The organism is Micromonospora sp. NPDC005305 (genome assembly GCF_040607315.1).
Lineage (GTDB): Bacteria > Actinomycetota > Actinomycetes > Mycobacteriales > Micromonosporaceae > Micromonospora.
Genome location: NZ_JBEXGL010000015.1, coordinates 92,077 through 118,272, shown reverse-complemented (window position 1 = coordinate 118,272; position 26,196 = coordinate 92,077). Strand labels below are relative to the sequence as shown.

22 protein-coding genes and 2 pseudogenes are annotated in these 26,196 nt (G+C 74.0%); 17 read left to right on the top strand and 7 right to left on the bottom strand.

All coding sequences use genetic code 11. The features are described from left to right. Positions 1–12 precede the first annotated feature (12 nt). On the bottom strand, positions 13–243 hold the full coding sequence (locus ABZS80_RS23605; protein WP_151464827.1) for a hypothetical protein: 231 nt from the start codon (positions 241–243) through the stop codon (positions 13–15). Between the two features lie 239 nt (positions 244–482). Here ABZS80_RS23605 and ABZS80_RS23600 point away from each other — a divergent pair, with 239 nt between their 5' ends. The 7 genes from ABZS80_RS23600 to ABZS80_RS23570 all read left to right on the top strand — a co-directional run bounded on the left by ABZS80_RS23600 (position 483) and on the right by ABZS80_RS23570 (position 7,556). After that, a complete protein-coding gene (locus tag ABZS80_RS23600; RefSeq protein WP_151464828.1) occupies positions 483–1,589 on the top strand; it encodes a MoxR family ATPase in 1,107 nt (368 codons plus the stop codon). Next, a complete protein-coding gene (locus ABZS80_RS23595; RefSeq protein ID WP_355059062.1) occupies positions 1,568–2,560 on the top strand; it encodes a DUF58 domain-containing protein in 993 nt (330 codons plus the stop codon). Before ABZS80_RS23600 ends, ABZS80_RS23595 begins: the two co-directional genes overlap by 22 nt. Next, positions 2,557–3,507 carry a VWA domain-containing protein gene (locus ABZS80_RS23590; protein ID WP_355059023.1) on the top strand — a complete coding sequence of 317 codons (951 nt, stop codon included), beginning with the start codon at positions 2,557–2,559 and terminating at the stop codon, positions 3,505–3,507. Before ABZS80_RS23595 ends, ABZS80_RS23590 begins: the two co-directional genes overlap by 4 nt. Before the next feature lie 593 nt (positions 3,508–4,100). Further along, a complete protein-coding gene (locus ABZS80_RS23585; protein ID WP_355059021.1) occupies positions 4,101–4,805 on the top strand; it encodes a beta-ketoacyl-ACP reductase in 705 nt (234 codons plus the stop codon). A 23-nt stretch (positions 4,806–4,828) separates the two neighbouring features. Further along, positions 4,829–5,596, top strand: a complete 768-nt coding sequence (gene fabI, locus ABZS80_RS23580; RefSeq protein WP_355059019.1) for an enoyl-ACP reductase FabI — start codon at positions 4,829–4,831, stop codon at positions 5,594–5,596. 113 nt (positions 5,597–5,709) lie between these two features. Then, positions 5,710–6,741 (top strand): ferrochelatase, encoded by a 1,032-nt coding sequence (locus ABZS80_RS23575; RefSeq protein WP_355059017.1) that lies wholly within the window; start codon positions 5,710–5,712, stop codon positions 6,739–6,741. After that, on the top strand, positions 6,690–7,556 hold the full coding sequence (locus ABZS80_RS23570; RefSeq protein WP_355059060.1) for an HAD-IIA family hydrolase: 867 nt from the start codon (positions 6,690–6,692) through the stop codon (positions 7,554–7,556). Before ABZS80_RS23575 ends, ABZS80_RS23570 begins: the two co-directional genes overlap by 52 nt. Positions 7,557–7,566: 10 nt before the next feature. Here ABZS80_RS23570 and ABZS80_RS23565 read toward each other — a convergent pair whose 3' ends face one another. Then, the gene (locus tag ABZS80_RS23565; RefSeq protein WP_355059015.1) at positions 7,567–8,361 is read right to left on the bottom strand and encodes a hypothetical protein; all 795 of its coding nucleotides are present in this window, start codon (positions 8,359–8,361) and stop codon (positions 7,567–7,569) included. A gap of 161 nt (positions 8,362–8,522) precedes the next feature. Here ABZS80_RS23565 and ABZS80_RS23560 point away from each other — a divergent pair, with 161 nt between their 5' ends. Then, on the top strand, positions 8,523–9,335 hold the full coding sequence (locus tag ABZS80_RS23560; RefSeq protein ID WP_355059013.1) for a DUF3097 domain-containing protein: 813 nt from the start codon (positions 8,523–8,525) through the stop codon (positions 9,333–9,335). A gap of 132 nt (positions 9,336–9,467) precedes the next feature. On the opposite strand, the gene ABZS80_RS23555 is transcribed toward ABZS80_RS23560, so the two are convergent. Further along, on the bottom strand, positions 9,468–10,778 hold the full coding sequence (locus tag ABZS80_RS23555) for a serine hydrolase domain-containing protein (RefSeq protein WP_355059011.1): 1,311 nt from the start codon (positions 10,776–10,778) through the stop codon (positions 9,468–9,470). A gap of 91 nt (positions 10,779–10,869) precedes the next feature. Between ABZS80_RS23555 and ABZS80_RS23550 the strand changes: the two genes are divergently transcribed. The 4 genes from ABZS80_RS23550 to ABZS80_RS23535 all read left to right on the top strand — a co-directional run bounded on the left by ABZS80_RS23550 (position 10,870) and on the right by ABZS80_RS23535 (position 15,782). Next, entirely contained in the window at positions 10,870–11,343 is a 474-nt protein-coding gene (locus tag ABZS80_RS23550) for an NfeD family protein (RefSeq protein ID WP_151464837.1), read from the top strand. Between the two features lie 4 nt (positions 11,344–11,347). Continuing rightward, positions 11,348–12,454, top strand: a complete 1,107-nt coding sequence (locus ABZS80_RS23545; protein ID WP_355059009.1) for an SPFH domain-containing protein — start codon at positions 11,348–11,350, stop codon at positions 12,452–12,454. 138 nt (positions 12,455–12,592) lie between these two features. Beyond that, positions 12,593–13,387, top strand: a complete 795-nt coding sequence (locus ABZS80_RS23540; RefSeq protein ID WP_355059008.1) for a hypothetical protein — start codon at positions 12,593–12,595, stop codon at positions 13,385–13,387. A 190-nt stretch (positions 13,388–13,577) separates the two neighbouring features. After that, positions 13,578–15,782, top strand: coding sequence for a transglycosylase domain-containing protein (locus ABZS80_RS23535; protein WP_355059006.1), 2,205 nt, complete (start codon positions 13,578–13,580; stop codon positions 15,780–15,782). Between the two features lie 21 nt (positions 15,783–15,803). Here ABZS80_RS23535 and ABZS80_RS23530 read toward each other — a convergent pair whose 3' ends face one another. Further along, positions 15,804–16,445, bottom strand: coding sequence for a thymidylate kinase (locus tag ABZS80_RS23530; protein WP_355059004.1), 642 nt, complete (start codon positions 16,443–16,445; stop codon positions 15,804–15,806). Positions 16,446–16,578: 133 nt separating this feature from the next. Between ABZS80_RS23530 and ABZS80_RS23525 the strand changes: the two genes are divergently transcribed. Then, entirely contained in the window at positions 16,579–17,136 is a 558-nt protein-coding gene (locus ABZS80_RS23525) for a dihydrofolate reductase family protein (RefSeq protein WP_355059003.1), read from the top strand. A 3-nt stretch (positions 17,137–17,139) separates the two neighbouring features. Here ABZS80_RS23525 and ABZS80_RS23520 read toward each other — a convergent pair whose 3' ends face one another. Continuing rightward, on the bottom strand, positions 17,140–18,978 hold the full coding sequence (locus tag ABZS80_RS23520) for a thiamine pyrophosphate-requiring protein (RefSeq protein ID WP_355059002.1): 1,839 nt from the start codon (positions 18,976–18,978) through the stop codon (positions 17,140–17,142). A 110-nt stretch (positions 18,979–19,088) separates the two neighbouring features. On the opposite strand from ABZS80_RS23520, the gene ABZS80_RS23515 reads away from it, so the two are divergent. Next, a complete protein-coding gene (locus ABZS80_RS23515) occupies positions 19,089–19,898 on the top strand; it encodes an RNA methyltransferase (protein WP_355059000.1) in 810 nt (269 codons plus the stop codon). Between the two features lie 39 nt (positions 19,899–19,937). Here ABZS80_RS23515 and ABZS80_RS23510 read toward each other — a convergent pair whose 3' ends face one another. Then, positions 19,938–21,212: a serine hydrolase domain-containing protein gene (locus ABZS80_RS23510; RefSeq protein ID WP_355058998.1), complete on the bottom strand. Its 1,275-nt coding sequence runs from the start codon at positions 21,210–21,212 to the stop codon at positions 19,938–19,940. A 112-nt stretch (positions 21,213–21,324) separates the two neighbouring features. On the opposite strand from ABZS80_RS23510, the pseudogene ABZS80_RS23505 reads away from it, so the two are divergent. After that, positions 21,325–22,044: pseudogene (locus ABZS80_RS23505) on the top strand (PucR family transcriptional regulator ligand-binding domain-containing protein); the annotation flags it as partial. A gap of 279 nt (positions 22,045–22,323) precedes the next feature. Continuing rightward, positions 22,324–23,364: pseudogene (locus ABZS80_RS23500) on the top strand (helix-turn-helix domain-containing protein); the annotation flags it as partial. A 12-nt stretch (positions 23,365–23,376) separates the two neighbouring features. Here the strand turns inward: ABZS80_RS23500 and ABZS80_RS23495 are convergent. Next, positions 23,377–24,726, bottom strand: coding sequence for a hypothetical protein (locus ABZS80_RS23495; RefSeq protein WP_355058997.1), 1,350 nt, complete (start codon positions 24,724–24,726; stop codon positions 23,377–23,379). 90 nt (positions 24,727–24,816) lie between these two features. Here ABZS80_RS23495 and murD point away from each other — a divergent pair, with 90 nt between their 5' ends. Then, positions 24,817–26,163, top strand: a complete 1,347-nt coding sequence (gene murD, locus ABZS80_RS23490; RefSeq protein ID WP_355058995.1) for a UDP-N-acetylmuramoyl-L-alanine--D-glutamate ligase — start codon at positions 24,817–24,819, stop codon at positions 26,161–26,163. The last annotated feature ends 33 nt before the right edge of the window (positions 26,164–26,196 follow it).

Here is a 26,196-nt window from a genome sequence, read left to right as displayed (position 1 = left end):
CGCTGCGCTCGCTCACGATTCGAGCGTAGGCGATCCGGGCACCGGTTCGACCTCGCGGAGGAAGCCGCGTGCGTCGAGGAAGTCGCCCAGCGACCCGCGGTGTGCGGGGCAGGCCAGCCAGGTCTTGCGCCGCTCGGGCGGGTGCAGGCGAGGATTGTTCCAGCGCAGCTCCCACACGGCGGGCGCGCGACATCCCCGCGCCGAGCAGACGAGCGCGTCGTCGGGGGGAGTGGGAGTGGTCACCGGGGCGAGTCTAGGGCCGCGCGCCGGGAGCTTTAGCGCCGGGCGGCCACGGGGGGAGCCGCCCGGCGACGGGGTGAATCGTACACACGCCGGACCCCTTGTTGTCCACCCGTGTTCAGGGTTTTCCGTGCCGGGGGACGGCGCGGCGAAAATCGTCCCTCTCCGACCCTCGGCTCTCAGCAAGGCATGACAGTCTTGATACGCACCACGCCCGACGACGACCATGCTGTGGAGGACCGGTGGCCCAGCCGATCACGCCCGACGCCCCGACCCCGACCGAGGCCGCGCCGGACGCGCCGCCCCCGGCGACCACCACCCCGGCGCAGGACGCCACCCTGCTGGAGCGGGCGCTGTTCGAGATCAAGCGGGTGATCGTCGGTCAGGACCGGATGGTCGAGCGGATGTTCGTGGCCCTGCTGTCCCGGGGCCACTGCCTGCTGGAGGGGGTGCCCGGCGTCGCCAAGACCCTCGCCGTGGAGACCCTGGCCAAGGTGGTCGGCGGGTCGTTCGCCCGGGTCCAGTTCACGCCCGACCTGGTGCCGGCCGACATCATGGGCACCCGGATCTACCGGCAGTCCAGCGAGAAGTTCGACGTCGAGCTGGGGCCGGTCTTCGTCAACTTCCTGCTCGCCGACGAGATCAACCGGGCGCCGGCCAAGGTGCAGTCGGCGCTGCTGGAGGTGATGAGCGAGCGGCAGGTGTCCATCGGCGGGGAGACCCACCGGGTGCCCGACCCGTTCCTCGTGATGGCCACCCAGAACCCGATCGAGCAGGAGGGCGTCTACCCGCTGCCGGAGGCGCAGCGGGACCGGTTCCTCATGAAGATCGTGGTGGGCTACCCGACCGACGCCGAGGAGCGGGAGATCGTCTACCGGATGGGCGTCGCCCCGCCCGAGCCGGCCCGGGTCTTCGACACCCCGGACCTGATCGCGCTCCAGCACAAGGCCGACCAGGTGTTCGTGCACAACGCGCTTGTCGACTACGCGGTCCGGCTGGTCCTGGCCACCCGGGCGCCCGCCGAGCACGGCATGCCCGACGTGGCGCAGCTCATCCAGTACGGCGCGAGCCCGCGCGCCTCGCTCGGCCTGGTCCGGGCCACCCGGGCGCTGGCCCTGCTGCGCGGCCGCGACTACGCCCTGCCGCAGGACGTGCAGGACATCGCCCCGGACATCCTGCGGCACCGGCTCGTGCTCAGCTACGACGCGCTCGCCGACGACGTGCCGGCCGACCACATCGTGCACCGGGTGATGTCGACCATCCCGCTGCCCGCGGTCGCGCCCCGCCAGCAGGCCACGCCACCCCCGCCGGCCGTCCCCCACGGCGGCTGGCCCGGGCAGCGGCCGTGACCCCACCCACCCGGCTGCCGGCCAGCGGCGAGCGCTCCGGCGCCGTCCTCGCCCGGTTGCAGCTCATGGTCACCCGCAAGCTCGACGGGCTGCTCCAGGGCGACTACGCCGGGCTGCTGCCCGGTCCGGGCAGCGAGGCGGGGGAGTCCCGCGAGTACCGCCCCGGCGACGACGTGCGCCGGATGGACTGGCCGGTCACCGCCCGCACCACCACGCCGCACGTCCGGCGTACGGTGGCCGACCGGGAGTTGGAGACGTGGCTGGCGGTCGACCTCTCGGCCAGCCTGGACTTCGGCACCGGGCAGTGGCTCAAGCGGGACGTGGTGGTCGCCGCGGCGGCCGCCCTGGCCCACCTGACCGTCCGGGGCGGCAACCGGATCGGCGCGGTGGTCGGCACGGGCGCGCCGGCGCCGGCGGGCCGGTGGCGGGGCGGTTCCCCGCCGGCCGGGCCGGGGACGCTGCAGCGGCTGCCCGCCCGGGCCGGGCGCAAGGAGGCGCAGGGGCTGCTGCGGGCCATCGCCGGCACCGAGATCCGGCCCGGCCGCAGCGACCTCGGCGTGCTCGTCGACATGCTCAATCGCCCGCCGCGCCGGCGGGGTGTGGCGGTGGTGATCTCCGACTTCCTCGCGCCGCCCGAGCAGTGGGGCCGGCCGATCCGTAAGCTGCGGGTCCGGCACGACGTGCTGGCCGTCGAGGTGGTCGACCCGCGCGAGCTGGAACTGCCCGACGTGGGGGTGCTGCCGGTGGTCGACCCGGAGACCGGGGAGCTGCACGAGGTGCAGACCGCCGACCCGGGCCTGCGCCGCCGCTACGCCGAGTCGGCGGCCGCCCAGCGCGCGGCGATCGCCGCCGAGCTGCGCAGTGCCGGCGCGGCCCACCTTCGACTGCGTACCGACCGAGACTGGCTGCTGGACATGGTGCGTTTCGTGGCCGCGCAGCGGCACGCCCGCACCCGAGGGACGACTCGATGATCCGTTTTCTGCAACCGTGGTGGCTGCTGGCCCTGCTGCCGGTGCTCGCCCTCGCCGCGGCGTACGTCTGGCGGCAGCTGCACCGCCGGCAGTACGCGATGCGGTTCACCAATGTGGACCTGCTCCGCACCCTGGCGCCGAAGGGGCTGGGCTGGCGGCGGCACGCGGCGGCCACCGCGTTCCTGCTCTGCCTGCTGGTGCTGGCCACCGGGCTGGCGCGGCCGGCGATCGACACCAAGGAGCCCCTGGAACGGGCGACCGTGATGCTCGCCATCGACGTGTCACTGTCCATGCAGGCCGACGACGTGGCGCCGAACCGGCTGGAGGCGGCGCAGGAGGCGGCCAAGCAGTTCGTCGGCGAGCTGCCGGAGAGCTACAACCTGGGGCTGGTCTCGTTCGCCAAGTCCGCGAACGTGCTGGTGCCGCCCACGAAGGACCGGGGCGCGGTGACCACGGCCATCGACGGGCTGGTGCTGGCCGAGGCGACCGCGACCGGTGAGGCGGTCTTCACCTGCCTGGAGGCGATCCGCTCGGTGCCGGCGGACGGCGCGGCCGGCATCCCGCCGGCCCGGATCGTGCTGCTCTCCGACGGCTACCGCACCTCCGGTCGCTCGGTGGAGGAGGCGGCCGCGGCGGCGCAGGCGGCCAACGTGCCGGTGTCCACCATCGCGTTCGGCACCGACTCGGGGCAGGTGGACATCGGCGGCCAGCTCCAGCGGGTGCCGGTGGACCGGATGGCGCTGTCACAGCTCGCCGAGACGACCCAGGGCTACTTCTACGAGGCGGCCTCGGTCAGCGAGCTGAAGCAGGTCTACCAGGACATGGGCAGCTCGATCGGTTTCCGGACCGAGCCGCGGGAGATCACCCAGTGGTACGCGGGCATCGCCCTGCTCCTCGCGCTCTGTGCGGGAGGGCTGAGCCTGCTCTGGTCGTCCCGCCTGATCTGAGGCGGGGCGACCGGGCCTGGCCGGTGGTGGTCAGTGACCGCCGCCGGCCAGGACGAAGAGGACGGCCACCCAGACGGCGGCGAGGGTGAAGCCCAGCGGGGCGACGTAACGGCTCATGGGACTGCTCCGTGGCGACGGCGGTCCGGCGGGCCGGACCGCGGGGGTGGATCAGGGCGTACGCACACGAAGTCGTGACCGGGGTGCTCCGCCGGGCCGCGTGACACGGTCGCCCCGGCCGGCGGCCGAGGAGAGCGGGGCGGTGCGGAAGGGCGGGAAGCGGGGTCAGCGCTGCCGACTGAGTCGTGGCTCAGCGGGGCTGACGGTCGGCCCGGCCACGACTGGGAGGATCGCTATCTCGCACAGCGATCACCTCCTGCGGTCGGCGGGGCTCGACGATGCGGGCGATCCACTGCCCGCAAACGTCGATCATCGTACACCCGGGCACCCGCGGCACGCACTCGGCCGACCGGTCCGTGGCGCTCGCCCGACCGGGTCGCCGGACCGGCCGCCGACCTGGCACGGGTTAGCGCTTACCCCCCGGTAACCCCTAGGCTCGCCAGCGATTGGGAGATCAGCTGAGCAGAGGGGGAACCGTGGCCCGTACCGTGCTGGTGACCGGCGGAAACCGGGGAATCGGCCTGGCCATCGCGCAGGCCTTCGCCAAGCAGGGCGACCGGGTGGCGGTGACCTACCGCAGCGGCGAGGCCCCGGCGGGGCTGTTCGGCGTGAAGTGTGACGTGACCGACGCCGAGTCGGTGGACGCCGGGTTCACCGCGATCGAGGCCGAGTTCGGCCCGGTCGAGGTGCTGGTCGCCAACGCCGGCATCACCGACGACACGCTGCTCCTGCGGATGTCCGAGGAGCAGTTCACCCGGGTGCTCGACACCAACCTGACCGGCGCGTTCCGGGTCGCCAAGCGGGCCTCGACGAAGATGCTCCGGGCCCGCTGGGGTCGGATGGTCTTCATCTCCTCGGTCGTCGGCCTCGCCGGCGGCGCGGGCCAGGTCAACTACGCGGCCAGCAAGGCCGGGCTGGTCGGCGTGGCCCGGTCGATCACCCGCGAGCTGGGCAGCCGCAACATCACGGCGAACGTGGTGGCGCCCGGCTTCATCGACACCGACATGACCGCCGGGCTCTCCGACGAGCGCAAGGCGGAGATCCGCAAGTCGATCCCGGCGGGCCGGGTGGCCAGCCCGGAGGAGGTCGCGGCCGCGGTCACCTGGCTCGCCTCGGACGCGGCCGCGTACGTCACCGGCGCCGTCATCCCGGTCGACGGCGGCCTGGGCATGGGTCACTGAGAAAGTACGGAGGGAACTGCACAATGTCCGGACTCCTGGCCGGTAAGCGGCTGCTGGTCACCGGCGTCATCACCGACGCCTCGATCGCCTTCTCGGTGGCGAAGCTCGCCCAGGAGAACGGCGCCCAGGTCGTGCTCACCGGCTACGGCCGGCTGTCCCTGGTCGAGCGGATCGTCAAGCGGCTGCCCGAACCGGCGCCGGTGATCGAGCTGGACGTCACCAGCACCGAGCACCTGGCCGGCCTGGCCGACAAGGTGCGCGAGCACGTCGACGGCCTCGACGGGGTGGTGCACTCGATCGGGTTCGCCCCGCAGAGCTGCCTCGGCGGCGGCTTCCTCGACGCGCCCTGGGAGGACGTGGCGACCGCGCTCCAGGTCTCCACCTACTCCTACAAGTCCCTGGCCATGGCGGCGCTGCCGCTGATGTCGGCGGGCGGCGCCGTGGTGGGCCTCACCTTCGACGCCACCAAGGCGTGGCCGGTCTACGACTGGATGGGCGTGGCCAAGGCCGGGCTGGAGTCCGCCTCCCGCTACCTGGCCCTGCACCTGGGCAAGCAGGGCATCCGCAGCAACCTGGTCGCCGCCGGGCCGCTGCGCACCATCGCCGCCAAGTCGATCCCCGGCTTCGACCAGTTCGAGGACGCCTGGACCGAGCGCGCCCCGCTGGGCTGGGACCTCACCGACCAGGAGCCGGCCGCCCGGGCCTGCCTGGCGCTGCTGTCCGACTGGTTCCCGGCCACCACCGGCGAGATCGTCCACGTCGACGGCGGCTACCACGCGATCGGCGCCTGAAAGCGCAAGGAAGGGCCCCTTCTTAACGTCTCCGGTATAGGAGGGGACCCTTCCTAACGCCCTGGACCCGGGGTGTCACGCAGGGAGCAGCCCGGTCGGGGGAGAATGAGCCCATGGCGTACGACGCGTTGGTGCTGGTCTCCTTCGGCGGCCCGGAGCGGCCGGAGGACGTGCTGCCCTTCCTGCAGAACGTGACCCGGGGGCGGGGCGTGCCGCCCGAGCGGCTCGCCGAGGTCGCCGAGCACTACCTGCACTTCGGCGGGGTGTCCCCGATCAACCAGCAGTGCCGCGACCTGCTCGCGGCGATCCGCGAGGACTTCGCCGCCAACGGCGTCGACCTGCCGGTCTACTGGGGCAACCGCAACTGGGACCCGATGCTCGCCGACACGGTGGCGCGGATGCGCGACGACGGCGTCCAGCGGGCCCTGGCCTTCGTCACCAGCGCCTACGGCGGCTACTCGTCGTGCCGGCAGTACCAGGAGGACATCGCCGCGGCCCGGGCCGCGGTCGGGCCGGATGCCCCGCTCATCGAGAAGCTGCGCCAGTTCTGGGACCATCCGGGCTTCGTCGAGCCGCACACCGACGCGGTGCGGGCCGCGCTCGCCCAGCTCGACCCGGCCCGGCGGGACAGCACCCGGCTCGTGTTCACCGCGCACTCGGTGCCGGTGTCGGCGGCCGCCACCGCCGGCCCGCACGGCGGCCGGTACACCGCCCAGCTCGCCGAGACCGCCCGGCTCGTGCACGCCGCCGCGGCGCCGGACCTGCCCTACGACCTGGTCTGGCAGAGCCGTTCCGGGCCGCCGCAGGTGCCGTGGCTGGAGCCGGACGTCAACGACCACCTGACGGCGCTGGCCGGCCAGGGCGTGACCGGCGTGGTGGTCAGCCCGATCGGGTTCGTCTCCGACCACCTCGAGGTGGTCTGGGACCTGGACACCGAGGCCCTCGACACGGCCAAGCAGCTCGGCCTGGACTTCGTCCGCGCCGGCACGCCGGGCACCGACCCGCGGTTCGTGGCGATGGTCCGCGAGCTGGTGCGGGAACGGAACGCCCCGGACGGCGGGCGATACTTCCGCCGCCTCGGGGAACTGCCCACCTGGGACACCTGCCCGGCGCTGTGCTGCGTGCCCCCGTCCCGCCGGCCCTGAGCCCGGCCACCTTCGACATCCTGTGGGGACGACACATGCATGACCGCAAGCCGGTGCAGAGCTGGCTCACCGACATGGACGGCGTGCTGGTGCACGAGGGCCAGCCGGTGCCCGGCGCGCCCGAGTTCGTCAAGAAGCTGCGTGCCTCCGGCAAGCCGTTCCTGGTGCTCACCAACAACTCGATCTACACGCCGCGGGACCTGCGGGCCCGGCTGGCCCGGATGGGGCTGGACGTGCCGGAGGAGGCGATCTGGTCGTCCGCGCTGGCGACCGCCCAGTTCCTGGCCGACCAGCGGCCGGGCGGCACCGCGTACGTGATCGGCGAGGCCGGCCTCACCACGGCGCTACACGCGGTGGGCTACGTGCTCAGCGACTTCGCCCCCGACTACGTGGTGCTGGGGGAGACCCGCACCTACAGCTTCGAGGCGATCACCAAGGCGATCCGGCTGATCAACGACGGGGCCCGGTTCATCTGCACCAACCCGGACGCGACCGGCCCGTCGGTGGAGGGCGCCCTGCCGGCTGCCGGCTCGGTGGCCGCGATGATCTCCAAGGCGACCGGGGTGGACCCGTACTTCGTCGGCAAGCCGAACCCGATGATGATGCGCTCGGCGTTGAACACCATCGACGCGCACTCCGAGTCGACCGCCATGATCGGCGACCGGATGGACACCGACATCCTCTGCGGCCTGGAGGCCGGGCTGGAGACGATCCTGGTGCTCACCGGGATCAGCAGCCGGGCCGAGGCCGAGCGCTACCCCTACCGGCCGTCCCGGATCGTCAACTCGGTGGCCGACCTGATCGACGAGGTCTGAGAGCCGGGGGTCAGGGGCGCAGCGGGGCGTTGCAGGCGGCCACCAGGGCCTGCCGGCAGGCGGTGGTCAACGGCCGCAGCGCCGCGTCCCGCTGCTGCGCCTCGAAGGTGTTCACCGCCCCGCCCGGGGCGCTCTCCCCGGCCAGGGCGAGCACCCGGTCCAGCACGGCCGCGCGGGCGAACAGCCGGCGGGACCGCGGGTCGAAGCCGGGCGGCAGGTCGGTCCCGCCGTCCGGGCGGCGCAGCGCGGCGAGCGCGCCGGCCAGCTCCGGCCGCCACTGGGCCACGTCGAGCCGGGTCAGCGCGGCGGTCGTCTCGGCCAGCGCGGCGGCCAGTTCGGCCTCCGCCTCGGCCGCGCCGGGCGTGATCAGCGACGCCTTCGGCGCGTCGGCCGGCAGCGGGTAGACCCGCCAGAGCACGGTCTCCCAGGTCATCCCCGAGCCCGAGGTGTGCGTGCGCACCTCCGGGACGAATCCCAGCCCGCTGGCCACCACGGCCTCGCCGGCCAGCAGCGCCGCCCCGGCGAAGTCGCCGGGACCGGGCAGCCCGCGGGGGTCGCCCGGTGCGGGCAGCACCAGCCGGATCTCGTCCGGGGAGAGCTTGGCCAGGCTGGGCAGCGCCTCCCGCAGGGACACGTCGGTCCAGGTGCCGGGGGCGTCGGCGACCAGGTGCTCCTCGTCGCCGGCGATCTCGTCGGCGACCTCGTCGAAGGGCACCAGGCCGGCGCGCCAGGCGCGAACCCAGGCGACGAACCGGCTCGACCGGCGCGGAGCCAGCGTGGCCGCGCCCGTTGCGGGGGAGGACATGCCGAAAGGGTACGTGCTCGCCGCCGTCGCTGTCTCGGCTGCCGCTCCGGCGGCGTGACCTGCCCCCAACTACCCCCTTCGCCCCTTTCTGTGCCGCCGGTGGGGCACCTGGTCGGCGCGTCGCCGGGCGACGCGCCGGGCCGGTGGCTAGCGTGATCCACATGGCGGGGCGATACGACGGCGACGTGCTGGCGGGCAACTGGCGGCGGCGGAAGGTGATCCCCGAGGTCGACGCCGAACCGGACCTGGTGGTCGAGGACGCCGACTCCGGGTTCTGCGGCGCGGTGGTCGGGTTCGAGTCCGGCGCGGTGGTGCTGGAGGACCGGCACGGCCGGCGGCGGAACTTCCCGCTGCTGCCCGCCGCGTTCCTGCTCGACGGGCGGCCGGTCACCCTGCGCCGCCCGGCCCGCGCCCCGGTGCCCGCCGCCCGGCGGCGCACGGCCTCCGGCTCGATCGCGGTCGACAACGTCCGGGCGCAGGTCGCCAAGGCCAGCCGGATCTGGGTCGAGGGCGTGCACGACGCGGCGCTCGTCGAACGGATCTGGGGCGACGACCTGCGGATCGAGGGCGTGGTGGTGGAACCCCTCGACGGCATCGACGAACTCGCCGCCGAGGTGCGCGCCTTCGGCCCCGGCCCGGGCCGCCGGCTCGGCGTGCTGGTCGACCACCTGGTGCCCGGCTCCAAGGAGAGCCGGATCGTCGCGCGGGTCACCTCGCCGCACGTGCTGGTCACCGGGCATCCGTACGTGGACGTGTGGCAGGCCGTGAAGCCCCGGGCGCTGGGCATCCCGGCCTGGCCTGTGGTGCCACCCGGGCGGCCCTGGAAGGAGGGCGTCTGCGCGGCCCTCGGGGTGGCCGAGCCGGCGGACATGTGGCGACACATCCTGTCCCGGGTGGACAGTTTCGCCGACGTGGAGACGCCGTTGATCAACGCCATGGAGCGATTGATCGATTTCGTGACGTCGCCCTCCTGAGTGGTTGCGGTTCCGGCCGGGGGCGACGGTGCCCGGCTCCGGGCGGTCAGGCTTGATCCCTCCGCGGGGTGAGTCATCCGCGTCATCAGGTTTGCAGCGACTGGAACGGATCCGGTCGTCCGCGCGGGTCGGTCAGGGTTCCTGGTCGGGGGTTCGGGTGAAGACGAAGGTGGCGATGTCGAGGGCGACCGGGCGGCCCTTGTCGTCGCGGATGACGGTGAGGAGTTCCCCGTCCTGGGAGCCGGAGCGGCCGCGCCAGCGGTCCGGGGCCTCCGGGGTGAAGCGGAGCTGCGGGTTGCCCACCAGGCCGCCCACCAGGTCACCGGCCGGGTCGACGCGGAACTCGTACTCGTTGCCCATCCACCACCAGCGGCCGGTCAGCCCGGCCAGGTCGGCGGGTGGCGCCTCGGCCGGGCGCCACGGGGCGGGCGCGGCCGGCTCGGCGTCCAGCACCAGGGTGAGGATGTCGCGGGCCAGGCCGACGACGTGGTGGCCGCGCAGGCCGTACGAGTTGGCGAAGTCGACCACGGCGGTGCGGGTGGGGCGGTGCACGGCCAGGCCGGCCACGTAGCCGGGCATCGAGCCGCCGTGGCCCACGTACACGCGGTCGCCGACCCGGTAGAGCTCCACGCCCAGGCCGTGCCCGCCGGTCCAGGCGTCCAGGTCGCTGATCACCACGGGCGCGCACATCTCGGTGAGCGTCGCCGGGGCGAGCAGGTCCGGGGCCGGGTCGGCCAGGAAGGCCGCCCAGCGGGCCAGGTCCTCGACGGTCGACCAGAGCTGGCCGGCCGGCGCCATCGCCCCGGTGTCGGTGCGCGGCTCCTCCCGCACGGTGTCGTGCCAGGGGTGCACCACGTAGCCGCGCGCGTAGGGCTCGGTCGGGTGGTAGGTGGTGCGGCGCATGCCCAGCGGGTCGAGCAGCCGCTCGCGCAGCAGGTCCGCCCAGGGCGTGCCGGTGAGCCGCTCCAGCACCCCGCCGAGCAGCCCGTACGCCAGGTTCGAGTAGTGGTAGACGTGGTGCGGCGGGTGGGCGATCTTCGCCGGGGTGAGCCCGGCGAGCAGGGTGGCCAGGTCGGCGCCCGCGGCCCGCTCCCACCACTGCCCGTCCGGCTCCCGCTGGAGGCCGCTGGCGTGCCCGAGCAGTTGGCGCAGGGTGAGCGCGCCGGCCGGGGTGCCGGGCAGGTGCTTGTCGAGCGGGTCGTCCAGGTCCAACCGGCCGGCGTCGCGCTGCTGCATCACCAGCACGGCGGTCATGGTCTTGCTGATCGAGCCGATCCGGTACTGGAGGTCCGCGTCGGGGCGGGGCTGCTCGCCGGCGAACGCCACGTGCGCCAGGCCGCCGTCGCGGACCACGCCGAGGGCGAGCGAGGGGCCGCGCCCCTCCGCCTGGGCCCGCGCGACCAGCAGGTCCACCTGTCGGCCGGTCTCGGGCAGCAGGGCCATGAAGTCCTCCTCGGCGGTCGTCGGCGCGGTGCCGAGCTTAGGTGATCATTTCGGGTCGGTGTTGCGTGCGTCGGCGTGTCACGATCTAAGGGTGGACGCCGTGTTCTGGATCGTGCTGGGTGTGCTGCTGGCGGTCGCCGAGATCTTCACGACGACGCTCTTCCTGATCATGTTCGCGGCCGGGGCCTTCGCCGCCGCGGGCGCCGCCGCGCTGGGCGCCCCGGTCGCGCTCCAGGCGCTGGTCTTCGCGGTGGTCTCCGCGCTGTCGGTGGCCCTGGTCCGGCCGGTCATCAAGCGGCACGCCATGCCGGCGCTGGAGAGCGGCGACCAGCCGTTCGGGGTCGAGGCGATCGAGGGGTCGACCGCGGTGGTGCTCGAGCCGGTCGACGCCGAGCGCGGCCTCGTCAAGATCGACGGTGAGCTGTGGACGGCCCGGGCGTACGACGCGACGCGCAGCTACGCGGCGGGCGAGCGGGTGCAGGTGATAAAGGTCCGGGGCGCGACCGCCCTGGTCTGGCAGGACGAGATTTCCACCCCGGGCGGAATGCCCGAAGGGAAAAGGTGAAGATATGGAGTTTGCAGCGATCCTGTTGATCGCCGTCGCCGTGATCGTCGTGGTGACGCTGGTGAAGGCGGTGCGGATCGTGCCGCAGCAGCGCCAGGACGTGGTGGAGCGGCTGGGCAAGTACAAGCGGACCTTGAACCCGGGTCTGAACCTGCTGGTGCCGTACATCGACGCGGTGCGGACCAAGGTCGACATGCGCGAGCAGGTGGTCAGCTTTCCGCCGCAGCCGGTGATCACCTCGGACAACCTCGTGGTCTCGATCGACACGGTGCTCTACTTCAAGGTGGTCGACTCGGTCCGCGCCACCTACGAGATCTCGAACTTCCTCCAGGCCATCGAGCAGCTCACCGTCACCACGCTGCGTAACGTGATCGGCTCGCTGGACCTGGAGCGCGCGCTGACCAGCCGCGAGGAGATCAACCGGCACCTCTCGGGGGTGCTGGACGAGACCACCGGCCGGTGGGGCATCAAGGTGACCCGGGTCGAGATCAAGGCGATCGAGCCGCCGCCGAGCATCCGCGACTCGATGGAGAAGCAGATGCGCGCCGAGCGGGACCGCCGCGCCGCCATCCTCAACGCCGAGGGGCACAAGCAGTCCCAGATCCTCACGGCCGAGGGTGAGAAGCAGGCCGCGGTGCTGCGCGCCGACGGTGACCGGCAGGCCCGGATCCTCCAGGCGGAGGGTCAGGCCAAGGCGATCCGGACGGTCTTCGACGCGATCCACCAGGCCAACCCGAGCCAGAAGGTGCTCGCCTACCAGTACCTCCAGGCCCTGCCGCAGATCGCCAACGGCACGGCCAACAAGGTCTGGATCGTGCCGACCGAGCTGACCAAGGCCCTGGAGGGCATGGGTGGCGCGCTCGGCGGGCTGGCCAACATGGTCGGCGACGTCCCGTCGCCCGAGGCGACCAAGAGCGCCACCGAGGTGGAGCGCGAGGCCGCCGAGGCCGCGCACGCCGCCGCCACGGCGGCCCAGGAGATCCACGACGAGGTACGCGTCGCCGAGGCCCAGGCCACCGGCGGCAACGGGCCGCAGGGGCTCCCGGCGCCCGAGCCGGTCTCCCCGCAGAGCCTGCTCAACGACCCGTCGGACCAGCGCGAACGGGGCTGACGGAGGGCCGCCGGCAAATCCGAGAATCGCTCATACGGCGCCCCGGCGCCTGCCACCATCGGTCTGAGGACGGGTGGTGACCAGGGCCGGGGCGCCGTTGCGCGTCCCGCGCCACCCGCACAGTGAGCGAGGTGGCGCATGAAGGATCCGGCGAACCGGCTGTTCTCCAGGACCCCCGTCCCGGGCGCGCACGACCCGGCCGGGCCGCTCGGCACCCGGCGTACCGGGGGCGGGTTCGGGGTGCTGCCGTTCGTCTCCGAGCCCGGGCCGGCCGCCCCGGCCACCGACGCGAGCTGGGCCTGGTCGATCCGCCGGTTCGCCCGCGCGGCGGTCTGGCTGCTGCCCGCGTACGCGGTCCTCTACGGCCTGGTGGCCATGGCCAGCGACGGCGGGGTGGGCAACGACCCCTACCCGGCCGACGGCCAGCCGGTCTACCTCGTGGGCTGGGTGGCCGCGGTGTGGCTCGGGCTGCTCGCCCTGCTGGCGCTCGCCGGCCTGCTCGCGGCCACCCGGTGCCGGCGGATCGCCCTCGTCGGGCTGCTGGCCAGCATCGGCGGGATGGTGCTGATGCTGCCCTTCGCCGGGCTGGCCGAGCAGGCGCCGGTCTTCGGCACCACGGCGCGCACCCTGGTCCTGGTCGGCGCCACCTTCTACAGCCTGGGTTGGTTCCTCACCGGGTGGTCGGTCGCCCGCTCCGGAATGTTCTCCTACGGCGACGGCGTCATGCTGATGATCGCCGCCCCGCTGCTCGGCCTGGGCGGCGCGTTGATCGGCTCCCTGCAGACCTTCGGCGCGATCTTCGTGCTGGTCGCCGGCATCGGCATCGGCTACCGCTCCGGCCGCCTCGTCCCGGCGGTGATCGCCCAGGACGCCCTGGCCGCCAGCGTCACGGCCACCCCGCCAACCCCCACCAGAGGCCCCCGCCCCACCTGACCCCGCCTGACCTCCCCGACCTCCCCGCCCCCGCCGCGTCGATCAAGAAGTTTGCGTCATTCCGAGGCGGTCGACAGACGCAAACTTCTTGATCAACAGGGGGAGGGGCGGCTGGGAGGTCGCCGTGAGGTTACTGACAGTTGTCTGACGGGGTGGCCGAATCGCCGTATTCGCGGTAATCCTGGGGTCCATGCCGTCTCCCCGGTCGCCGCTGTCGCGGCTCTTCACCGTGCTCCTCGCCGGCGTCCTCGGCGGGCTCGTCCTCGCGGTCGCCGCGCTTCCCAGCGGCCTGCTCGGCGGGCTCGCGGCCCAGGCCGGCCTGGGCGCGTACGCGGAGCTGCCCGACGCGCTGCGCACCCCCGCGCAGCCGCAGCGCTCCTACCTCTACGCGAACGACGGCAAGACCCTGATCACGACGTTCTACGACGTCAACCGCAGCGACGTCCCCCTCGCCGAGATCGCCCCGGTGATGCGGCAGGCGATCATCGCGGCCGAGGACCGCCGCTTCTACTCGCACGGCGGCGCCGACCTGCGCGGCATCGCCCGCGCCCTGGTGGCCAACGTCAGGGGCGGCGGCACCGAGCAGGGCGGCTCGACGCTGACCATGCAGTACGTCCGCAACGTGCTCAAGACCGACCCGACCCGCACCGCCGAGGAGCGGCAGGCCGCCACCGAGCAGACCGTCGGACGCAAGCTCCAGGAGATCCGGTACGCGAACGCGCTGGAGGAGACGCTCAGCAAGGACGAGATCCTCAACCGCTACCTGAACATCGCGTACTTCGGCTCCGGCGCGTACGGCGTCGCGGCGGCCAGCCAGCGCTACTTCGGCAAGGCCCCGGCGGACCTGACCCTGGGCGAGGCGGCGCTGCTGGCCGGCCTGGTCCAGTCGCCCGACCAGTACAGCCCGATCGACGGCGACAAGGACCAGGCGCTCGCCCGGCGGGGGTACGTGCTCGACTCGATGGCCGAGACCGGCGCGATCACCGCGCAGCAGGCCGCCGCGGCCAAGGCCGAGCCGCTGACCCTGCACCCGACCGCCCAGCCCAACGGCTGCACCGCGGTCGCCCAGGGCCACGACGACTGGGGCTTCTTCTGCGACTACCTGCGCCAGTGGTGGCGTACCCAGCCGGCCTTCGGCGCCACCGTCGAGGAGCGCGAGCAGGCGCTGCGCCGGGGCGGCTACCGCGTGGTCACCACGCTCGACGCGAAGATCCAGCAGACCGCCCAGAAGCAGGCCACCGCCGTCTACGGCTATGGCAACAAGCGCGCCCTGCCGATCGCCGCGGTCGAGCCGGGCACCGGCCGGGTGCTGGCCATGGCGGTCAACCGGCACTACAGCCTCGCCGACAACCCGGCCGGGCAGGCCAACCACCCGAACACCGTCAACCCGCTGATCTCCGGCGGCGCGAGTGTCGACGGCTACCAGGCCGGCTCGACGTTCAAGATGTTCACGATGCTCGCCGCGCTGGAGGCCGGCAAGCCGCTCGCCACCGGCTTCGACGCCCCGGCCAAGCTGCCCACCCGCTACGCCTCCGACGCCGAGGGCAACTGCAACGGCACGTGGTGCCCGGCCAACGCCAACCCGGAGTGGATGGACGGCTACCGGATGATGTGGGACGGCTTCGGCCGTTCGGTGAACACCTACTTCGTCTGGCTGGCCGAGCAGGTCGGCGAGGACAAGGTGGTGGAGATGGCGCGGCGGCTCGGCATCACCTTCCGGGCCGACTCCGACGCCGCCTTCGCGAAGGACGACGCGGAGAACTGGGGCGCGTTCACGCTCGGCGTCGCGGCCACCACCCCGCTCGACCTGGCCAACGCGTACGCCACCGTGGCCGCCGAGGGCACCTACTGCACCCCGCTGCCGGTGGTCTCGGTGACCGCGGCCAACGGCGAGAAGGTCGCCGTCGGGCAGCCCTCCTGCAAGCGGGTGCTCGACGCCGACGTGGCCCGGGCGGCCACCGACGCGGCCCGCTGCCCGGTCGGCCAGCAGTCCGCGTACGGGCAGTGCAACGGCGGGACGGCCACCTCGGTGGACGGGATCGTCGACCGCCCGGTGGCCGGCAAGACCGGTAGCTCCGAGGAGAACGCCACCGAGACCTTCGTGGGGTTCACTGCGCAGGTGGCGGTGGCCGGCATCGCGGCGAACCCGGACGACGCGACGGACCTGGTCGGCTCGGCCGTGCAGGCCAAGGTCATCGACGCGGTCGCCCGGGTCATCCGGACGGCGGTGGACGGCAAGCCGGTGAAGGACTTCACGGCGCCGAGCCGCGAGCTGGCCGGCGACCCGCACCGCCCTCAGCCGCGCCCCACCCCGAAGCCCGACGAGGAGCGCCGGCAGGACCGCGGCCTCCCCTCGGACCTGCTCCGCTGGCTCCAGGGCCGCGACCGCGGCTGAGCCAGAAGGAAGGGCCCCCTGTTAACGCCTGCGGTATAGCAGGGGGCCCTTCCTAACGTCGGCTTCGGGGAGGAGCGGCGCGACGACGCGGTCCAGCGCCGTCGCCACCTCGTCGGGGGTGGCGTCGCCGTCGAGGAGCGCGAACGTCGTGAAGTCGGGCAGCGCGCGGTAGGCGCTGTCCAGCGCGCGCAGGTGCGCCAGTTCCTCGGTGTCGATGCCCCGGGCGGCCACCCGCCGCTGCGCCACCTCGGGTGAGGTGGCCAGGAAGCAGACCACCGCCGGGCGCGGGAACATCGCGTAGACCGCCCGGACCGCGCGCCGTCCGCGGTCGCCGCGGGCGGCCATGATGACCTCCTGGCACCAGGTCCACCGGTCCAGCACCGCCGTGCGCCCGGTCACCCGGGCCGTCAGCACGGTGCGGGCCATGGCCAGCGCGCGGACCGTCGCCTCCAGCGCCGGATAGAGGGTACGGCCGAACAGCGCCACCCCGTCCGGCCGGCCGAGCGCCCGGGCCAGCCGGTTCCACAGCGGCCGGCCGCCGGCGTTCTCGAAGTAGGTCGCCGGGACCCCTTGGGCCGTCAGCCGGCGGGCGAGCGCTCTGGCCTGGGTGCTCTTGCCGGAGCCGTCGACACCGACCAGGGCGATCATCACGGGGCGGGCCACGGATCCGGACGTTAGCCGCCCCGGGCAAATTTCCTGAGAAAGAATCCCTGCGGGCTGTCGGATCCGGTCGGCCGGCTCCGACCCACCGGTGAGCGCGCCCCGCCCCGGGGCGCCGCCGGAAGCGGAGGACATCATGCGCAAGCTCGTCTACTGGGTGCACCAGTCGGTCGACGGCTTCATCGAGGGCCCGAACGGGGAGTTCGACTGGGCGGCCATGGGACCGGAGCTGTCCGCGTACTCCCTGGAGCTGACCGACCGGGCCGACGCCTTCCTGTACGGCCGGAAGGTGTGGGAGATGATGTCCTGGTACTGGCCGCGCGCCGAGCAGATGTCCCCGGACCCGCACGACCTGGCCTTCGCCCCGGTCTGGGCCCGCACCCCGAAGATCGTCATCTCCCGCACCCTGGAGAGCGCCGAGTACGGCGCCCGGGTGATCGGCCGTGACCTGGCCGCCGAGGTGGCCGAGCTGAAGACGCAGCCCGGTGGGGAGCTGCTGCTCACCGGCGGCTCCGGCGCGGCGGCGGCGCTGGGCGAACTGGGGCTGGTCGACGAGTACCAGGTGGTGGTGCACCCGGTCGTGCTGGGCGGGGGCACACCCGTCTTCCCCGGCAAGGAGCGCCTCGACCTGCGGCTGACCGGCACCCGGGGCTTCGACGGCCGGTCGGTGCTGCTGCGCTACGAGCGGGCGTGAGGGTCACCGCCCCCGGCGGCGGGGACGGTACGTGGCGAGGACCGAGGGCAGCCCGCGCCGGATGATCTCCGTCCGGTCGCTGTCCCCGCGCAGCACCGCGGCGGCCGTCTTGCGGGCCTGCTCGGCGGTGAAGTGCGGGGGCAGCATCAGCTCGGCCGGGTCGACGACCGCGTTCACCACCACCGGCCGGTCGGCGGTGAGCGCCCGCTGCCACAGGTCGGGCACCTGGTCGGGGGAGTCGACCAGGACGCCGTCGAGCCCCAGCACCTCCGCCCACCGGTGGTACGCCACGTCCGGCAGGTCCTGGCTGGCCGGGAACATCGGCGTGCCCTCGCCGGAGCGCTGCTCCCAGCTCACGAAGGACAGGTCGCGGTTGTTGAGCACCAGCACCACGAACCGCGGGTCCGCCCACTCCCGCCAGTACTTGGCCACGGTGATCAGCTCGTTGACGCCGTTCATCTGCATGGCGCCGTCGCCGATGAGCGCCACGAGCGGCCGGTCCGGGTGGGCGAACTTGGCGCTGATGGCGTACGGCATGGCCCCGCCCATGGAGAGCAGGGTGCCGGAGAGGCTGGCCAGCATGCCGGGGCGGACCCGGATGTGGCGGGCGTACCAGGCGGTCGCCGTGCCGCAGTCCACGGCCAGCATGGCGTTGTCCGGCAGGGCGTCGTCCAGGGTCGCGAAGAGCAGCTGCGGGTTCACCGGGTCGGCCGTCTGCTCGGCCACCTCCCGCTGGGACTGCCGCCACTTCGCGGTGGCGTCGGCCAGGGTGGCCCGCCAGGCGGCCGGCACCGGCCCGGTGCCCAGCTCCCGCAGCAGCGCCCGCAGGGTCGGCGCGGCGTCCCCGGTCAGGTTCACCTCGGTCGGGTAGCGCAGCCCCATCCGGCTGCCGTCCAGGTCGATCTGCACCGCCCGGGCCTTGCCCGGCGGCGGATAGAACTCCGAGTACGGCATGTTGCTGCCCACGATCAGCAGCCGGTCGCACTCCTGCATGAGCTGCCAGCTCGGGCGGCTGCCCAGCAGGCCGATGGCCCCGGTCACCCAGGGCTCGCGGTGGTCGACGGCGGCGAAGCCGAGCAGGGCGGTGGCCACCCCGGCACCGAGCCGGTCGGCGACCCGGCGGACCTCGTCCTCCGCGCCGAGGGCGCCCTGACCGACCAGCATGGCGACCTTCTCGCCGCCGCGCAGCACCTCGGCCGCCCGGCGCACCTCCTCTTCCGGCGGCACGGTCGGCATGCTGCTCGGCACCGCGCTGGTGTGGTAGTAGCCGTGCGCGTGCGGCGGCTCCGGCACCGCGGGCTCGTCCTGCACGTCGGAGGGGAGCACCAGGGCGGTGACCGTACGCCGGGCCAGGGCGGTCCGGCAGGCCCGGTCGACCAGGTGCCGCGCCTGCGACGGGTCGTCGAGCTGGGCCAGGAAGGCCGACGCCACGTCCTTGTAGAGGGCGAGCAGGTCGACCTCCTGGTAGTAGCCGCCGCCCTCGGCGGGCAACGCCGTGTGCCCGAGCAGGGCCACCACCGGCTGGTGGTCGAGCTTGGCGTCGTACAGGCCGTTGAGCACGTGGATGGCGCCCGGGCCGCTGGTCACCACCACGCACCCGAGCGGCCCGCCGCCGTACTTGACGTGGGCGCTGGCCGCGAAGCCGGCCGTCTCCTCGTGCCGCACCTGGATGAACTCGGCCCGGCCGGCGGCGCGTTGCAGCGCCGAGGTCATGCCGTTGATGCCGTCGCCGGGGTAGCCGTAGTAGCGGTGCACGCCCCACTCCGCCAGCCGGGCCACGATGTAGTCGGCGACCGTGGCATCCCGGGGCAGCCGGCCGTCGCCGGTGGGGTCCGCGCTCATCGGGGTGATCCCTTCGTCGCTGTCCGCTTTCCGGGGCTCCGTTCCCTTCTCGGGGCGGCGGAAACCCGGGCCGTGCCGGGCCGACCGCAGGGACCAGGCAGAATCGTCCGGTGTCCGTCCACGAGATCACCAACCCCGACGACGACCGGATCGCCGACTACCGCGCGCTGACCGACGTGGAGCTGCGGACCCGGTGGGAGCCCCCGCACGGTCTGTTCATCGCCGAGGGGGAGCTGGTGCTGCGGCGGGCGCTGCGGGCCGGCTACCCGGCCCGGTCGTACCTGGTCGACGCCAAGCGGGTGGACCAGCTCGCCGACCTGGACACGGGGGACACCCCCGTCTACGCGGCCACGCAGGAGGTGCTCCAGCGGGCCACCGGCTTCCACGTGCACCGGGGCGTGCTCGCCTCGTTCCGCCGCAAGCCGCTGCCGTCGGCCGCCGAGGTGCTGGCCACCGCCCGCCGGGTGGTGATCCTGGAGGACGTCAACAACCACACCAACCTGGGCGCGATCTTCCGGGCCGTGGCGGCGCTCGGCGTGGACGCCGTGCTGCTCTCGCCGACCTGCGCCGACCCGCTCTACCGGCGCAGCGTCCGGGTCAGCATGGGCGAGGTCTTCGCCATCCCGTACGCGAAACTGGAGCCCTGGCCGGACGCGCTCGGCGAGGTCCGGGCGGCGGGATTCACGGTGCTGGCCATGACCCCCGCGCCGGACGCCGTCCCGATCCAGCGGCTGGACGCCGGGCAGCGGGCCCGCGCGGCCCTGCTCATGGGGGCCGAGGGCGCCGGCCTGACCGGGGCCGCGATGGCCGCCAGCGACGTCCGCGTGGTGATCCCCATGCGGCGCGGGGTGGACTCGCTCAACGTCGCCGCCGCCACCGCGGTGGCCTGCTGGGAGCTGGGCCGCGACGACCCGCTGTGACGCCGGGGGCGGCGCGGCCCGCCCCCCGACGCCACGCGGTCAGGCGAAGTACTTCGACCAGAGGTTGTGCGTCGGCCAGCTGGTCACCGCCCGGGAGGCGGTCCACAGCGCCGAGTCGATCGGGGCGTAGCTCAGCCCGGACTCGTCGTCGCGCTGGTTGAACACCGCCGCCCAGCTCATCCCCTGGTAGGTGCGCACCAGGATGCTGTACGTGCCGGCGAAGCTGCCGGTGTGCCAGGTGTTGCGGCCGGTGCCGCCGGTGAGCGGGCGGACCGCCCAGCCGAGGCCGTAGTACCAGCCGTCGGCGTTGACCCCGGTCGGGCTGGGGACCGCGAAGACCCGGCCGGTCGAGGTGCTGTTCAGCACGGGGCTGCCGCTGTCGAACGCGGTCGCCCAGCGGACCAGGTCGACCGCCGAGGCGAGCCAGCCGCCGTTGGCGTCGTGGACGCGCATGCTGAACGTGCCGTACGGGGCGTCGACCACGGTGCCGGAGTTGTCCAGCACGGTCGGGCCCGTGTACTGCGAGCGGTAGCCGACCTCGCCGGGGTGCCGGCTGACCGTCCCGCCCAGCCCCATCCGGGTGATGCCGAGGGGCGCGAGCAGCTTCTGCTTCACGTACGTCTCGTAGGGCAGGCCGCTGACCTTCTCGACGATCCGGCCGGCGAGCAGGTAGCCGTAGTTGCTGTAGGAGACCGTCGAGCCGGGGTCGTGCATCAGCGGCTGGCCGGACATGAAGCGGATGACGTCGGCGTGGGTCAGCTCCATCGGCACGCCCAGCGCGTTGGCGATGATCCGGTCCTTGAACACCGGGTCGAACGCGGTGAGGTCCCGGTCCCAGCCGCCGGTGTGCTGGAGCAGCCGCCAGAGCGTGACCTTGGCGAGGCGGGGGTCGGCGTTCTGCCCGGCCGGCGGGGTCAGGTCGAGGAATTTGGTGATCGGGTCACCGAGGCTGAGCTTGCCGTCCTGGGCGAGCCGGACCACCGCCGCCGCGGTCAGCGACTTGGAGAGGCTGGCCACCCGGAACAGCGAGGTGGGCTGGATGAGCATCGGGGAGTTGTTGCCGTAGCCCCGGGCCAGCACCAGCCGGCCCTTGTAGGTGACCGCGAGCTGGCCGGCGTCGATGTGCCGGGCCTGCATGAAGCTCTTCATCGTGTCGTCGAACGCGCTCAGCGCGCTCACCGCGGTGCCGGTGGTCGTCCACGTTTCCGGCGCGGCCTGCGCCGGCGCCGCCACCGCGCCCGCGCCGACCGCCCCCGCCCCCGCGGCGGTGACCAGCTTCGCGAACGCCCGCCGGCTGACCGTCGTCCCGTCCATGCCTCCCCTTCCGATTGATCACGATCACCGGCACGCTACTGGAGGTGATCGGCCGGCGGGGGGCCGCCCGGCACGCTCGGAATCGGCGGTGACGCAGGGTAGCGTGTCGCCCGTGTTCCCTACCGTCCGTGAGGTGCTCGCCCTGGTGCCGGTGCGCCACGGCGCGCCGCGCCTGGTCGCCGGGGACGCGGGCCTGGACCGGCCGGTGCGGTGGGTGCACGTGGCCGAGGTGCCGGACATCGCCACCCTGCTCGGCGGCGGCGAGCTGGTGCTCACCACCGGGATCGGGCTGCCCGCCGACGACGCCGGCCTGCGCGCGTTCATCGGCGACCTGGCCGACGTCGGGGTCTCCGGGCTGGTCGTGGAGCTGGGCCGGCGCTACGTGAGCGGGGTGCCCCGGGTGATGGCGGCCGCCGCCGAGCGGCGCGGGCTGCCCCTGGTCGAGCTGCGCCGGGCCACCCCGTTCGTGCGGATCACCGAGGCGGTGCACGCGCTGATCGTGGATGCCCAGCTCACCGAGCTGCGCGCCACCGAGGAGATCCACCAGCGGTTCACCGAACTGTCCGTGGAGGGCGCCGAGCCGGCCGAGGTGGTCCGGCAGGCCGCCGAGCTGGCCGGCTGCCCGGTGGTGCTGGAGAACCTGTCCCGGCAGGTGCTCGCGTACGACCCGGCGGGGGAGAGCGCCGAGCTGCTGCTGGACGGCTGGGAGCAGCACTCCCGGCGGATCCGGCCGGCCGGGCGGACCGCGTACGACCGGGACAGCGGGTGGCTGGTCACCACCGTCGGCGCCCGCGGCCAGGACTGGGGGCGGCTGCTGCTGCGCTGGCCGGCCGGTGCCGAGCTGACCACGCGCGACCCCGAACGGACGCCGGCCTTCTTGGAGGACCGACCGCGGTTTGGCGAGGCGTGGCGCGCCAGCGCGGCCGGAGAACCGGCCGGCGGACCCGACGCCGGGGCGGGCGGCGCCGACGGCGGGGCGGGGGGTGCCGACGGCGGCCAGCCGACCACGAGCGCCGGGCCGGCCGACGCCGCGCCGGTCGACGCCGCGCCGGTCGAGGGCTGGACGCCACCGCACCCGCGCCGGGATGCCGGCGCCGGCGGGGGAGCCGGCGCCACCCCGCCCACCCGGCTCACCATCCTGATCGAGCGGGCCGCCTCCACCCTCGCCCTGGGCCGGCTGATCCGCCGTGACGCCGAGGGGCTGGAACGGCAGATCCACCGCACCCTGCTCACCGCCCTGATCGACCATTCCCGCCCGGTGGACGAGGTGGCGCTGCGGGCCAAGGCGCTCGGCGTGACCCTGGACCGCCGCCACCTGGTCGGCGTCGTGGTCCGCCACCGGGCCGACGACCCGGGCGAGGGCGGCGGTCCGGGCCCCGACGCCGGCCCCGAGGCCGGTCCGGCCCGGCTGCGCGACCTCGCCGAGGCGGTCGGCCAGGCGCTGCGCGAGGCCAAGCTCACGGCCCTGACCAGCGCCGTCGACGACCAGGCGGTGGGCGCGCTGCTGGCGCTGCCCGACCCGGCCGCCGAGGAGAAGGCGCTCGCCGCGTTCGCCGCCGCGCTGCGCCGGGTACGCCTCGACGCCGACCCCGCCCGCCCGCCGGCGCCCCGGTCCGCCCGCCCCGCCGACCCGCCCGCCCGGACCGTGGCGGTCGGCGCCCTGCGCGCCGCGGATCCGGCGTCCCGCCCGCGCCCGGCCGGCCCGGCCGTGATCGTGGCGGCCGGTTCCGGGGTGGGCAGCCTGCGGGAGGCGCGCCGCTCGCTGGTCGAGGCGCGGCAGATCGCCGAGGCCGCCCGCCGCGACCGGCGGGACCTGCCCTACTTCCGGCTGCCGCACGTCGGGCTCGCCGGCCTGCTGCACCTGCTCCGGGACGAGCCGCGGTTGCAGACCTTCGTCGAGCGCGAGCTGGGCGGGCTGCTGGCGTACGACGCCCAGCACCCGAGGGAGCAACTGCTCGGCACCCTCCGGGCGTACCTGGAGCAGGGCCGCAACAAGTCCGCGGCGGCCGCCGCCGCCCACCTGTCCCGGCCGGCCTTCTACGAGCGGCTGGCCCGCATCGGCCGCATCCTGGACGTCGACCTCGACTCGGTGGAGCAGTGCCTCAGCCTGCACGTGGCCCTGCTGGCCCTGGACGCCGTCCGCACCCCCTGACGGCCCAGGCGGTCAGGTCAGGGCCGTGAGGGCCTTGGCGTAGGAGGCCGGGACGTACGTCGGGCCGCCGGGGGTGAAGACGTCCGAGGTGGCGGCCGTCGACCAGGCCGTCGGGGGTACCGCGTCGACCAGGGCGCGGATCACCGGGGCGTCGCGCCACTGCTCCTGCTCGGCGAGCAGGAGCAGCGCCACCACCGACTCCTCCACCTCGCCGACGCACTCGAAGGGCTTGTGCCCGTCGACGCCGAGCAGTTCCCGGTAGCCGGGGATCTGCGACTCGTCGGCCAGCAGGTCGCCGCCGAAGATCGTGGTGATCCGTTCGCGGGACATGAACGGGGCCATGGCCAGGAAGACGAACCGGCACTTCGGGCAGTCGCGGCACCAGCGCTCGCTCGCGTCGCGCAGCTTGAACGCGGCGTTGCAGCTGGTCACCACCGCGTCGTACCGGTCGGTCTCGGCGAAGAGCCGCGCGATGTGCAGCTCGGACAGCGACCGCAGCAGGGAGAAGTACGGCTCGGTGAGGCCGGCGTGCTCGGCCAGGGCGGCACGCAGCAGCCCCTCCGCCTCGACGCCCTTGGACCACTGGTGGTTGATCTCGTGGCCGTGCCAGACCAGGTTCGGGTCGGACGCCGAACGCTCGTTGGACATGACCACCGGCCCGAGCCCGTGCAGCACGGCCGTGGCGACCGCGATCAGCGAGTTGATCGCGGTGACCGGGATGTGCCCGTTCAACGCGCCGGCCGCGTTGAGGTCGAACAGCACCGGGTCGATCCGCCGGCGCGCGGCGAGCGGCACCAGGTCGGACGCCTCGTTGACCGAGACGATGACGTGGTTCGGGTTGACCGAGAAGGGCACCGGGTCGAAGCCGGCCCGGCGCAGCGCCTCCAGCGTGACGATCGAGTCCTTGCCGCCGCCGACGGCCGACAGCGGCCGGCGGTCCGAGTCGTCGTACACCCGGGGCGGGGCGACCTCGCCGGCCGGCACCTCCGGCCGCAGCTCCAGCACGTGCGGCAACTGGTTGCGGTACGCGTACTCGGCGAGGCCCTTGGTGTAGACGGCGGTGACGAGGTCGGCGGCGGCCACGCCCAGCGGCGCGGGCAGCACCAGCCGTTGCGGCGCGGCGGCCTTGTAGTAGCTGACCCCGGCGACCACGTGCAAAAGTTCGAGGACCCGGGCGAGGGTGGCCGCGGTCTCGTCGGACACCGGCTCCGCCGGCAATGGAAGGGTGACCGCCTCGGTGAACCGCTGCTCGCCGTCGGGGCCGGTCAGGGCGTAGTCGAACAACACCTCGCCGGTGGCGAAGTCGATCGAGTAGGACGGGAAGGTGAAGGCGTCCATCCGCCGCAGCTGCTCGTTGGGCACACGCCATAATAGGCCCTGGTCTGTCCTGCCGTGTCCGGCTGTGCCGGACCGCACCCGCCGACCCGCCGACCCGACCCCCGAGGAGAGCCTGTGCGCCTGTCTGATCTGCGCGGACGTCATGTCGCCGTCTGGGGCGCCGGCCGCGAGGGCCGCGCCGCGGTGATCGCCATCGCCGCGCACGGGCCGGCCGACCTGGTGGCCGTCGACGACAGCGCGAACTTCCTCACCCTGCCCTGGGAGGGCCCGCTCGCCGCGGCCGCGCCGCTGGTGACCGGGGAGGACGGCTTCGCCCGGCTGGCGGCCGCCGACGTCGTTGTCCGCTCGCCGGGGGTGCCGAACACCCACCCGTGGATGGTGGAGCTGCGCCGCCGGGCCGTCCCGGTGACCCAGGGCAGCGCGCTCTGGATGGCCGACCACGCGGACCGGACCGTCGGGGTGACCGGCAGCAAGGGCAAGAGCACCACCTCCAGCCTCATCAGCCACCTGCTCACCGCGATGGACCGGCCGAACGTGTTCGGCGGCAACATCGGGGTGCCGCTGCTCGACCTGCCCGAGGCCGAGCTGTACGTGCTGGAGCTCTCCAGCTACCAGTGCGCCGACCTGACCGACTCGCCCCGGGTGGCCGTGGTGACCGCGCTGTTCCCCGAGCACCTCGACGCGCACGGCGGCGAGCGGGAGTACTACCGGGACAAGCTCAACCTGCTGGCACACGGCCCGCACACCGTGGTGGTCAACGGCGCCGACCCGCGCCTGGCGCTCGAACTGGGTGACCGGGCGGCGATCCGGGCCGGCTCGGCGGACACCACCCACGTGGCCAGCGGCCCGGACGGCACCCCCTGGTTCCACCTGCGGGACACCCCGCTCTTCCCGCGCGCCGTGCTGCCCCTGGTCGGCCGGCACAACGAGGGCAACCTCTGCGTCGCCCTCGCCGTGCTCGACGCGCTCGGCGTCGACGTGGTCGCCCGCAAGGACAGCCTGGCCATCGCGGTCGCGGAGTTCCAGGGCCTCGCCCACCGGCTCACCGAGATCCCCGACCCGTCCGGGCTCACCTTCGTCGACGACACCCTCGCCACCAGCCCGTACGCGGCCATGCACGCGATCGACGCGTACGAGGGGCGGCCGCTGACCGTCATCGTCGGCGGGACGGACCGGGGGCTGGACTACACGCCGCTGCGCGAGCACCTGGCCGAGCGGGACATCACCGTGATCGGCATCCCGGACAGCGGCCCCCGGATCGTGGAGGCCCTGGCCGGGCTGCCCGCGGTGCGCACCGAGAGCGCCGAGGACCTGGTCGCCGCGGTGGGGCTGGCCCGCAAGCTCACGCCGGCCGGCGGGGTGGTGCTGCTGTCGCCGGCCGCGCCCAGCTACGGCCGGTTCCGCAACTTCGAGCACCGCTCCGAGGTGTTCGCGCAAGCGGTCACCGACACGGCCCGCTGAGTCGCTCCGGCCGGCAACTGGTCGGCGCCGTCT

Bases quoted from the DNA above. Each gene is read 5' to 3' on its own strand.
- ABZS80_RS23560 (WP_355059013.1), top strand. From the start codon at position 8,523: ATGGCGGGGCGATACGACGGCGACGTGCTGGCGGGCAACTGGCGGCGG.
- ABZS80_RS23520 (WP_355059002.1), bottom strand. From the start codon at position 18,978: ATGAGCGCGGACCCCACCGGCGACGGCCGGCTGCCCCGGGATGCCACG.
- ABZS80_RS23545 (WP_355059009.1), top strand. From the start codon at position 11,348: ATGGAGTTTGCAGCGATCCTGTTGATCGCCGTCGCCGTGATCGTCGTG.
- ABZS80_RS23525 (WP_355059003.1), top strand. From the start codon at position 16,579: ATGCGCAAGCTCGTCTACTGGGTGCACCAGTCGGTCGACGGCTTCATC.
- ABZS80_RS23590 (WP_355059023.1), top strand. From the start codon at position 2,557: ATGATCCGTTTTCTGCAACCGTGGTGGCTGCTGGCCCTGCTGCCGGTG.
- ABZS80_RS23535 (WP_355059006.1), top strand. From the start codon at position 13,578: ATGCCGTCTCCCCGGTCGCCGCTGTCGCGGCTCTTCACCGTGCTCCTC.
- ABZS80_RS23510 (WP_355058998.1), bottom strand. From the start codon at position 21,212: ATGGACGGGACGACGGTCAGCCGGCGGGCGTTCGCGAAGCTGGTCACC.
- ABZS80_RS23540 (WP_355059008.1), top strand. From the start codon at position 12,593: ATGAAGGATCCGGCGAACCGGCTGTTCTCCAGGACCCCCGTCCCGGGC.
- ABZS80_RS23555 (WP_355059011.1), bottom strand. From the start codon at position 10,778: ATGGCCCTGCTGCCCGAGACCGGCCGACAGGTGGACCTGCTGGTCGCG.
- fabI (WP_355059019.1), top strand. From the start codon at position 4,829: ATGTCCGGACTCCTGGCCGGTAAGCGGCTGCTGGTCACCGGCGTCATC.
- ABZS80_RS23575 (WP_355059017.1), top strand. From the start codon at position 5,710: ATGGCGTACGACGCGTTGGTGCTGGTCTCCTTCGGCGGCCCGGAGCGG.
- ABZS80_RS23565 (WP_355059015.1), bottom strand. From the start codon at position 8,361: ATGTCCTCCCCCGCAACGGGCGCGGCCACGCTGGCTCCGCGCCGGTCG.